The sequence below is a fragment of the Streptomyces sp. ID05-39B genome, assembly GCF_033794725.1.
Classification (GTDB): Bacteria; Actinomycetota; Actinomycetes; order Streptomycetales; family Streptomycetaceae; genus Streptomyces; species Streptomyces bobili.
The window spans coordinates 25163-34606 of the sequence record NZ_JARGEF010000066.1 but is presented as its reverse complement, the minus strand read 5'-3'; the positions used below and the strand labels follow the sequence as shown (position 1 = coordinate 34606).

At 68.8% G+C, this 9444-nt stretch carries 10 protein-coding genes, 1 tRNA gene and 1 pseudogene; 1 reads left to right on the top strand and 11 read right to left on the bottom strand.

Translation table 11 applies throughout. The features are described from left to right. Positions 1-247 precede the first annotated feature (247 nt). A pseudogene (locus P1P75_RS16950) lies at positions 248-613 on the bottom strand (response regulator); the annotation flags it as partial. 160 nt (positions 614-773) lie between these two features. On the opposite strand from P1P75_RS16950, the gene P1P75_RS16945 reads away from it, so the two are divergent. Further along, positions 774-845, top strand: a tRNA-Arg gene (locus P1P75_RS16945). 133 nt (positions 846-978) lie between these two features. Here P1P75_RS16945 and P1P75_RS16940 read toward each other — a convergent pair. From P1P75_RS16940 to P1P75_RS16895, 10 genes are all read right to left on the bottom strand, one after another. Further along, positions 979-2439, bottom strand: a complete 1461-nt coding sequence (locus P1P75_RS16940) for a tyrosine-type recombinase/integrase (protein ID WP_319256065.1) — start codon at positions 2437-2439, stop codon at positions 979-981. Beyond that, on the bottom strand, positions 2436-2630 hold the full coding sequence (locus P1P75_RS16935) for a helix-turn-helix domain-containing protein (protein WP_319256063.1): 195 nt from the start codon (positions 2628-2630) through the stop codon (positions 2436-2438). The genes P1P75_RS16940 and P1P75_RS16935 overlap by 4 nt, the downstream gene beginning before the upstream one ends. Beyond that, complete coding sequence (locus P1P75_RS16930; protein WP_319256061.1) at positions 2627-3784, bottom strand: AAA family ATPase; 1158 nt, start codon at positions 3782-3784, stop codon at positions 2627-2629. The genes P1P75_RS16935 and P1P75_RS16930 overlap by 4 nt, the downstream gene beginning before the upstream one ends. Then, positions 3781-4680, bottom strand: coding sequence for a bifunctional DNA primase/polymerase (locus P1P75_RS16925; RefSeq protein WP_319256059.1), 900 nt, complete (start codon positions 4678-4680; stop codon positions 3781-3783). The genes P1P75_RS16930 and P1P75_RS16925 overlap by 4 nt, the downstream gene beginning before the upstream one ends. 89 nt (positions 4681-4769) lie before the next feature. Beyond that, the gene (locus tag P1P75_RS16920; RefSeq protein ID WP_319256057.1) at positions 4770-5159 is read right to left on the bottom strand and encodes a hypothetical protein; all 390 of its coding nucleotides are present in this window, start codon (positions 5157-5159) and stop codon (positions 4770-4772) included. Continuing rightward, positions 5156-5941 (bottom strand): hypothetical protein, encoded by a 786-nt coding sequence (locus tag P1P75_RS16915; RefSeq protein ID WP_319256055.1) that lies wholly within the window; start codon positions 5939-5941, stop codon positions 5156-5158. Before P1P75_RS16915 ends, P1P75_RS16920 begins: the two co-directional genes overlap by 4 nt. Beyond that, on the bottom strand, positions 5938-6546 hold the full coding sequence (locus P1P75_RS16910) for a hypothetical protein (protein ID WP_319256052.1): 609 nt from the start codon (positions 6544-6546) through the stop codon (positions 5938-5940). The genes P1P75_RS16915 and P1P75_RS16910 overlap by 4 nt, the downstream gene beginning before the upstream one ends. Positions 6547-6557: 11 nt before the next feature. Continuing rightward, positions 6558-6746, bottom strand: a complete 189-nt coding sequence (locus P1P75_RS16905) for a hypothetical protein (protein WP_319256050.1) — start codon at positions 6744-6746, stop codon at positions 6558-6560. Positions 6747-6781: 35 nt separating this feature from the next. Next, entirely contained in the window at positions 6782-7033 is a 252-nt protein-coding gene (locus tag P1P75_RS16900) for a hypothetical protein (RefSeq protein ID WP_319256048.1), read from the bottom strand. 140 nt (positions 7034-7173) lie between these two features. Next, entirely contained in the window at positions 7174-9429 is a 2256-nt protein-coding gene (locus P1P75_RS16895) for a cell division protein FtsK (protein ID WP_319256046.1), read from the bottom strand. Between the last annotated feature and the right edge of the window lie 15 nt (positions 9430-9444).

The window sequence follows — 9444 nt, the reverse complement described above, 5'->3', positions numbered from 1 at the left end:
GGGTGGCCTATTCGGCGATGGGCTCTACGAGGGGGCTGGGTCCGCCGGGGTGCGCGTGCCGGTTTGCCTGGCCATGGTGGTGGGGTTCCTGCGCGTGCGCGTGCTCGTGCTTGTTGCACATGCTCACGCCGTCGCCGTCGCCTTCGCCTTCGCTGCCTCGGAGGGTGAGGTCGTGCCCGGGGCTGACACCAAGAGGTGCTTCGAGCCCGATTCCCCGGTCAGGGGTCTCCTCCCCTCTGGTCCCCCCGATGAGCCTGCGCACAAGACTGACGAGCTCGGCGGGATCGAAGGGCTTGGAGAGGAAGGCGTCGACGCCGGCTTCGAGACCGGTTTCCACCTCGTACTGCGTACAGGCGCTGATGATGGCGAGGGGAAGGTCGCAGGTGCGGGGATCGGCACGCAGCCGCGCGGCGGTACGGAGACCGTCCAGACGAGGCATGACGACATCGAGGGTCACGAGATCGGGCCGCACCTGATGCACGACTTCCAGACACTCGGCACCATCGGACGCGGTCACGACCTCGAGGCCCTCCAGCTCGAGATTGACCCTGATCAGCTGCCGGATGACCTTGTTGTCGTCCACAACAAGCACCCGGCCCGAAGCGCCTGACACAACTCGAGAGTAGGTCCGGCCCAGCCACCGCGTCCGGGTTTTCCCCACTTCCACCCCCTGCGAGAAACCCGCCCCTCCTTGACCCCAGGAAACCCGTTCCTGATCACCCCGAGGGAGCTGGTAGTGTTCTGTCCGTCGCCGCGAGCAACGCGACCGACACGCCCCCGTAGCTCAGGGGATAGAGCAACGGCCTCCGGAGCCGTGTGCGCAGGTTCGAATCCTGCCGGGGGCACTCGCCAGTCAGACAGCAAGAATCATGCTCTGACCAGTGCGGATGCCGACATGAGAGAGCGGGAGTCAGTCTCACTGACTCCCGCTCTTTCTCACTCTCTCTCAGTGTTCACGCACCATCTGCGATACACACATCAGGCCGTATCGCCGTCCTCTTCCAGCGCCTTTGTGATCTTCGCGTTGGCCGCTTCCTCGTGACCGTCGATGCAGCCGTGATAGCGCCGGTGGATCACCTCTGGCGAGTTGCCGACCCGCCGGGCGACCTCAGCGATCGGCACCCCCGCGTTGAGCCACCGCGTGATGCACGCGTGCCGCAGGTCGTACGGGCGTCCGGCCAACGGTGAGGCGACACGCTCAGGCGGTAGCGCGTACTCCCGCGCTTCCTCCCACACTCGCCAGTAGGTAGAAGAGCCGACCACTCCCCCGCGCTCGTTTCCGAACACGCGCCCTTCTTTGGCCGTGCCGAACGTGTCCAGATGAGCCCGGAGGATCGTCACGAGGACAGGCGGGATAGGCACCGGTCGGTCGCTCTTGGCCTCCCGTGCCTTGAGCCCGCGGCGGTCGTGACGCTCCCCGGAATCGGTCCACTGCTTCCCGGAGACGGGACGCGTCTCCCGGAGCGTCAGCGTGCCCCATCCTGTGTCTGGGAGATGGCAGTCAGACCGCTTCAGTCCAACCGCCTCAGCCGGACGCAGGCCCGCGTAGTACAGGACCGCGTAGAAGGCCACCAGGCGCCTTCCACGGCACCGATCCCACGATCCGACGTAGGAGACTGCCAAGAGCAACTGACGGGCCTGAAGAGCGTTCACGAGGACGCGCCGGTCCACCACGTCATTGGAGCCGACGTGTTTACGGCGGGCGCCCTGAAGCGGGTTTCCCGAGAGGTCGCCCGCGACCACCGCGTGTTCGAGTGCGGTGTTCAGGGCGCGGCGGCGGCGCCTGTACGTGTCGCCCGCCGCCGGGGTGCCGTCCAGCTTGTATCCGAGGCGGTAGAGCACGTCCTCGAACACCGCAGCGTCTGCCACATCGCCAACCGGGCGGTCCGTCGTTGTGAGCCAGTCGTACGCGGCTTTGAGGTCGGCCGGCGGGTCCTCCCCCGCATTCGCGGGCACGATCCCCCACCGGAAAGCCAACCGCAATTGCTCATCTGACGGAGCATCGTCCCCGCGCTTGACCATGGCGAGAGAAACGGCTGCAAGACCGTCCGCCATGCCCTCTCGGGTCTTGGCTGCACTCGTACGCCACCGCCCGGCCACGTACTTCCGGCAGAACTCGAACCAACGCAACGGTGGCTCTTCTTCAGAGGCTTTGGCCGCTTCCTCTGCCGCGCGGACTTCGGACTCAGGCTGTCCGCTTTCAATCTCGAAAGCCTCGCCCCTGCGCATAGCCTGCCGCAATTCCGAGCTTCGATTTTCGGCAAGTGCCGACGTGGCGAACGTCGCGCTACTTACCTTCCCGCCTACAACCCACCGCAGTTGGTACGGGCGCGCTTTCCGGTTGACCTTCGTTACTTTCCAAAGCCGAATATCGAGGGAGTAACCCGGCCTTGCCTCTCCGTGTGGTCGGAGCGGAGGGGTTTCGTCATTCGTGGTCACGCAGCGTCCTCCCGCTCTGTGAGCCAACGCTCGTACTCAGACCGCCGAATTCGTACGTCGCCGTTGGGAAGCTTGATCGAGCGGGGGCCCTTGCCGAGTTGGCGCCACCGGTAGAAGGTCGACGGGGCAACCTTCAGATCGGTGATGACCTCCTGAACAGTCATCTTTTCGTCCTGCGTACGGGCGCTCATCCCGCCATCCCTTCGCCTTCGTCCGCACCGGACAGGCCGGACAGCTCCAATTCCGACTGTCCGGGGTGTTCGTGCTGGTCAGAGGGGGTAACCGGACAGCCGGACAGTGCGGACACCTCTTGGGCGCCCTCCGTCCGGGTCTCGGTGTCCGGGTAGTACCGGCCGCCGGGGTCCTTGGTGAGCTGTCCGGCGTCGGCCATGCGGTTGCAGGTGCGGCGGATCGTGTCGAGGTCGACGTTCGGCAGTTCGCCCGCCATGTCCTTGGGCTTGGCGCCGGGGTGAGCGCGGACGTAGCGCAGGATCGTGGCGCGAGTGTCGCTGACGGTGTGATCGGTGACCGAGCCGTCCAACAGGTGCCAGGCACCGGAGGCGGGTTGGAAGCTGAGGGCGTACTCGGCTTCGTCCACATCTCGGCCGGTGACGTGCAGGATGCCGTCTGCCTGGCCGCGGGCGCGCTTCAGTACGAGCGTGGCGTCAGCGGCTCCGGCGATTCCGTTGGTGCCGGAGACCTCGGTGAGGAAGTCCTCGGAGGCTGCCTTGCGCACGTGGTGCACGAGGACAACGGCAACGCCGTAGTGGTCGGCGAGCCGCTTGGCGTAGCCGACTGCGACATAGTCCGCGTCGTATGCCGACACTCCTTGCGGTGCGTTCCCGCGCATCTTGGCGAACACGTCGATGACGACCATGCGCGCATCGGGGTTGCGCTCCAACCACTGGGCGATGGCTTCCATGCCGCCCTGGGGGAAGGGCGGGCATTCGGTGACCAGGGTGAGCCCGGCGGGGGCTGGCTGTCCGCCCAAGAGCTTGCCCATGCGGGTCTGGAGTCGGCGCGGGGTGTCTTCGAGGGCGAGGTAGAGCACGGGTCCGCCCTGTACGGGCACGGAGTCGAACGCCGTACCTCCGGCCGCGACCGACAGGCCCAGTCCGAGGGAGAGCCAGGATTTGCCAACCTTGGGCGGTCCGGCGAGCACGCTGACGCCTTCGGCGAGGATGCCGGGCACGGCCCATTTCGGCTCGGGGAAGTGGGCGGCCATGAGCTGATCGGCCGTCCATGCGGTGCGCGGGCGCTCCCGCTTCGGCGGCGCCGGGCGTGCTGGCTCGGAGTCGCTGGGCACGGAGTACAGGTGCAGGGGCGGAATGGGGTTGGCGCTCATGCTGCGACCGTCCGGGGGCGTCGTGCTCCGGCTCGCAGGCCGGAGGCGATGGTGCGCTGTGCCTCGCGCTCGCCCTGGCCGACTCGAAGCCCGGCGGACAAGAGCCAGCCGGTCACGTCGGCCTCGCTCAGCTCTCCCCCGGCTACGAGCTGTCCGAGGGCGACGGAGGCGAGGTAGAGGCTCGTGTTGTGCTCGTTCTCGCCGGAGTTGGTGACGCGGGCCAACTCGCCGTTGACTGCGGCGTTCAGGAACGCCGTGCGCCTCCCATGGCCGCCGAGGGCGACCGTGACCGGTCGTTGCGGAGGCAGCGGAGCCGGGCGCAGCAGTTCGGCGAGCCAGCCCGGCAGAGGCGCCACGGGAGCGTTGTGGACGACCTTGTAGGGGTGCCCGTCGAAGGTGCTGCCCGCGCCGACCACGAGTCCGCCGACGGCGCGCGTGTCGACCTTCCAGCCCAGCCCGCGGGCGCTGTCCCCTGCGGTGTTGCGCAGAGGCTCGCCCTGGGGTGCGGTGAAGTACATATGCGTGCCGCCGCTCCATGTGCGGACCGTGTAGGTGTTGCCGGGGAACGGCTGGCCGTAGCGCGCGCAGAGCACGGCCAGCACGTCGGCGCCGTCGGTGACCGCGTGCGCGGCCCAGTCCGCCGGCGGTGTGTCGTCGGGGTGCTTGGGCCTGTCCAGGTCGATGACAACCAGGCCGGAAGGGCCGGTGGCGATACCGACGTTGTAGGGGGCGTGCGTCCAACACCGGGTGATGCGGTCCGGGTCGGTGGTGGCGCGCTGTTCCCACGCTGAGATGGCGGGGCGCTTGTCTCCGGGCCGGAGGGGGAAGACGTGCCAGTCGCGCGACGCTGCGTCAAGCGCGGCGGTGAGCTGGGCAGAGCCGTCCGGGTACGGCATGCTGGGGATCTCCTGTTCTGTCTTCGGATGGGCAGGGAGAACCGCGGCGGCGGGCGACCTTGCTGGGGAGTCCCGCCGCCGCGGCGTTGCTACTCGGAGCCGATGTCGTAGCCGAGCGGACCGAGGGCACTGTGCGCGCGGTCCAAGTGGTCGGTGAGGGTCTGGGCGATCAGCGCGGCAGAGGCGAGAGCGGAGCGGGCTCCGGCAAGGTGGTCATCCGGCGCGCCATGGTCCGCAGTGACCGCCCCGGTCTTGGCGAGCGCCCCCAGGAAGCCGGAGATCTGCTCGAAGCTCTGCGGCAGACGCTGGGTGAGCTGTTTGAGCGACGCAACCAGCGCGTACGCGTCGCCGGGGAAGTTCAGCTCTCCCCTGGCGTTCCGGGTGGCGTGGTTGAGGCTGCGGATCGCATCCGCGGCCTGGTTCGCCAGGTCCTGGGGGTGCGCGTTCATCGTGGTCGGCCTCTCGGTTCGGGGCGTCATGCTGCGTCTCCTTCGGGGGTGTCGTCACCGAGTGGCGGTTGGTGCCACGGCGGCAGGCTGTTGAGAGTGCGAGCGCGCCAGTTGAGGGCGTAGGGCTGGCAGTTGGCACAGTTCTTATGCGAGTGACCGGGCAGGGGCGGTTTGCGGCGGGCGTCGTAGGACCAGGCGAGGGAGTCAGCCGATGCGAGGCTGTGTCCGCAGCTGCGCAAGCCGAGGGTCTTGAATCCGAAGCCGTGCAGCCTCAGCCCCTGCGCGGCGAGGGTCGTGACGATCGCGGCGGCTTCCCCAGTGGCCTGGCGGCGGCATACGGAGCCGAGTCCGACGACGGGTTCGGCCGCCAGGTCGATACCGGCTCGCTCGTAGGCGTCGGCGCAGGCAAGGTAGTCGCCCAGCTCCCAGCCTTGGAGGACGGGGATGATGGGCAGGTCTGGGGCCGCTCCGCGCAGGTGAAGGAAGTTGTCGATTGTGCGCCGCTGGTGTTCGCTCACGCTCAGGCCGGTCAGGCCCGTGATCCAGGGCTCACACATCCAGTCCATGGGAGCGGCCCAGGTCATGCGGCCGATCTCGTCACGAATGCGGCGGACTGCGGCGAGATAGGTGCTTGCGGTGGTGCGCCATGTGCCGTGCATGGACAGTTCGGTGAACCCGCCGGAGTCCAGGGCCCACGGCGCTATGGCGCGCGGCAGTGTGCGGCGGGTCGCGAGACGGCGGTAGGAGACGAACAGCGGCACATTCGCGGTGCCCAGCCACTGGGGCTGATGGGTGCCGAGGAAGAACCTCACAGCGCCTCCCGCTCGCCGACGGCGGGCAGCTGCGGAAGGCCCGCCCGGTTGAGCGCCTGCGGGTCGAAGCCGGGCAGGGTGGCGCGGGTGACGAGTGCCTGCGCAAGCTGTTCGGCGTAGGCGGCGCCGGTACGGGCCACCTCGATCTGCGTGGTGGCGCGGAGGGTTTCGACGCGTTCGATGTGGGCGCGTTCCTCGCGGCGGTCGCTCACGTGCCGCTCGTAGGCGACGGTGTCGCGCCGGTCGGTGCGCCAGTACCGAGCGGCGAGCCCGTAGGCGACAGCGGTGGTGAGCGCCCACAGCAGCAGCGGCAGGGACAGCCCGTCGGCGTATCCGGCGACTCCGGCCAGGGCGAGCCCGCCGGAGGCGGCGAACGCGGTCCCGGCGAGCACGCCGTCACCGGAGCGACCGAGCGAGGCACAGGCGCCGGCCGCCGCGGCTCCGAGGGACAGCACGGTCATGAGCACGGCGTTGCCGAGGGAGTGTTCGGCGCCGTTGGCGTTCCAGATGCGGGCCAGGATGAGCACGGTGGACGTGGCGATGGCGGGCGCCGCCTTGGGCGCGATGATGGCGAGCCAGTGCCGGGCGATGATCTGTTCGTTCATGGCCGGACTCCTCAGAGACTCTGGATGGCGTCGATGACGGCGGCGGCGAGCTGGTTGATGGGGCCGGATGCGCCGGTGGAGGCGAGGAAGAAGCCGAAGGCGGCGGCGGTGAACGCGGCGCCGTAGCCGAGGGACTTGGAGCGCAGCAGGAAGAACAGGACGAGTCCGAACAGGGCCACGAGCGAGACGGTGACGGCCACGGGCGGAACCTCCTTCGAGTGGGGTGGACGGGTGGTCAGTTGGTGCCTTCGCGGTAGATCCGCTGGGCGCGGTTGAAGATCCAGCGCCCAGCGCGTATGCGCTTGCCGGTGGCCTTACAGCGGCGACAGCTCTTGCCGCGCTTGGGGCGTCCCTTGCGGTCGGTGGTGGTGGCGAAGCCAAAGCCGTTGCACTTGCGGCAAGTGCCGAACGGACTGGCCGCACACAGTGAGCCGTAACCGAGCGTGACGAGCACCAGGCAGGCGATAGCAAGGGCGATGAGGGTCATCGGGGGCCCTTTCTCGGGGTTTCCGGGGTTTTCGCAGGTGGGGTGCTATGCGCTAGATAGCAGATCAGCTGCTCTGTGGGGTGCTAGCGGGGGTGCTACCGGTAGCAGGTGAGCCCGCTACCGGTAGCGGGCCGGCGGGGCTAGGCGGCACCCCGATTTTCGTCACGCTCCGCAATCGCTTTCGTGAGGTCGTCGCGGACGATGCCGCGGCGGGTGGTGCGCTCGCCGTCGTCGGTCGTCCCGGCCACGCCGGTGGTCTTGATGCCGTGCGGCTTGAGCGCGCTGGTGACGTTCTCGCCCTTCCAGCCGCCGTAGACCTCGGGGCGCAGTTCGGCAAGCCGGGCGGCGATCCGCTCGTTCCACACGCGCTTCTCCGACGGCGGCACGACCGCGGCCACGTCGGCAAGCAGGTCGTACGACGGACCCGACGTGCTCTCGGTGTCCTCCCCGAGGGCATGCCCGGACAGGGTGCCTTCGGCCTTGCGCAGGGCGAGCGCGCGCTGAGCGATGGCGTTGGTGGCCGGGTCGTCCAGGTAGGCGGTGCGGACCACGACCGGCAGCGCGGTCGCTCCGGCGAGGTAGCCGTTACCGGCGTCGATCTCGGGGCGGAACGACGTGGCGCGCACGCCGTTCTTGTACGCGGACGTGCCGAGGATCATGTCGTTCTCGACCTGTCCGGCGACCTTGAGAGCGAAGCGGATGGAGACGTTGCCGCTGATGCCGGTCGGGAGCGAGTCCTTGTCGGGCCGCTGCGTGGCCAGCACGAGGATCACGCCCAGGGCGCGACCGAGCTTGATGATGAACTCGGCATCGTCGCCAGCCTGCTTGCCGTACTTGGGGTGCGCGAACAGGTTCTGGCACTCGTCGAACACACCGACCAGCGGCCACAGCTTCAGCGAGCGCTTGTCAGCGATGGCGCGGGTGACCCGCTTGTCCGGGCACAGATCCCGCGGCAGCTTCTTGATCGCAGCCGCGCGCCGCATGACCTCCTCGCGCAGCAGCTTCAGAGAGTCGGCCGCGTACCGGATCGAGTCGTCGTCGATGCCGGAGACGAACCGGTGGCTGACGCATTCGAGGGAGTCCAGGTCACCGGTGCCCTTGTTCTCGTGCAGCCACAGTTCCACGCTCGGGTCAAGAGCGGCGCCGCAGGCCAGCACGCGCACGGAGGCGGTCTTGCCCTGGCCGGGCAGCGAGCCGACCAGGATGTTGTGCTGGATCATCGGCACGGACTGAGCCCGGCCGCGCGGGTCGATGCCAAACGGGACGCGCTTGAAGATGTCGTGCTTGCGGACGTTGGCGAGCGCCCACTTCACGGTGCCGGTCTTGGACAGGTCCCTATCCCCGACCCACAGGATGAGCCGTCCCTCGTGCTCGTTGGGGTCGGCGTCCGGCCACACACAGCCCAGCGGGCGGCGCAGGCCGGAGGCGAGCCGGGCACGCCGGTCGGCCACGTCGGCGACAGTCACGCCCAACGGCAGGTCGATGTCCGCGCGCCAGCCCGGGCCCTCGCGGGTGATCGGGGCGACGAACCGGATGCCGTCCTGTCCCTTGGCGACCGCGGACGCGATCTGCCCGATACCGATGGACGCCATGGCCTTGACCACGATGTCGCTGGTGAGCTTCTGCACCTCGGTCTTGATGACCGCGCGGGTGGCCAGAGGCGCATCCGCCGGCGCACCCAGCCAGCCCAGCGTCAGCACGGCGACCGCGGCGGCGATGACCTGTGTCATCAGCGCCGCCCCGAACACCAGGAACAGGCCCACAACCAGGGCGGACAGTCCGCCAAGGAACGTGAGGAGCATCCGCAGGCGTACCCGGCGGTCACGCTGCCGGGACAGCTTCAGGTACAGCTCGGAGTTCTCGCGGCGCGCCTCCGCCTGCCGCAGCGGCTCACCCTCCGCGTCGACCGCCCAACGGCCGATCCTGCCCAGGGCGTTGACCAGGCCGCTCGGGGAACGCCAGATGAGCTTGGGCATGTACAGGAACGGCACGCGGACCGCGTGGAAGGCGATGGTGTGCCAGACGTGCCCGGCCAGCCAGCCCATCGCGTCCTTGAACTCCGCGCCCGACTTCATCCACACCGGGATGATGTCCAGCCGCTTGGAGTCGCGGATACGGTCGATCAGACCGGGGCCCGACCGAGTCGGCGCCGGGCGGTCGACCAAAGCCGGGCCAGAGTCGTCCGACTCCCCCGTCTCCGAGTCGGCCGACTCGGTCGGCTTCGAGTCGGCCGACCGGTCGGGCGTGGAGTCGGGCGACGCGTCGGGGGTGTTGTCGGCCGACTCGGTACGGGCCGACCGCGCCTTGTCCAGGTCGACCACGTCGCCCTTGGAGTCGGTGGCCATCTCGGCTTCGAGCCGGTTGAACAGTTCGTTGTCGTCGTCGGGGTGTTTCACTTGGGGTTCCTTCTT